The sequence below is a fragment of the Halalkalibacter flavus genome (assembly GCF_036663575.1).
In the GTDB taxonomy this organism is placed as follows: Bacteria; Bacillota; Bacilli; order Bacillales; family Bacillaceae_D; genus Halalkalibacter; species Halalkalibacter flavus.
In genome coordinates this window covers 1-212 of sequence record NZ_JAWRVK010000459.1, presented here as the reverse complement: position 1 = coordinate 212, position 212 = coordinate 1, and the positions used below count along the sequence as shown (strand labels likewise).

At 44.8% G+C, this 212-nt stretch carries 1 rRNA gene; it reads right to left on the bottom strand.

What is annotated here, in order from left to right:
* A 5S ribosomal RNA gene (gene rrf, locus SAY88_RS25785) occupies positions 1-60 on the bottom strand; the annotation flags it as partial.
* Positions 61-212 lie beyond the last annotated feature (152 nt).

The window sequence follows — 212 nt, the reverse complement described above, 5'->3', positions numbered from 1 at the left end:
GAGCTTAACGACCGTGTTCGGCATGGGAACGGGTGTGACCTCTTCGCTATCGCCACCAGACTATATATGACATTTTCGAGAAAATGTCTTGAAAGATGGTTCTCTCAAAACTAGATAATGCGTTATAGAAACGTATCAAGAATCAATTATTGGATAAGTCCTCGACCGATTAGTATCTGTCAGCTCCACGTGTCGCCACGCTTCCACACCAG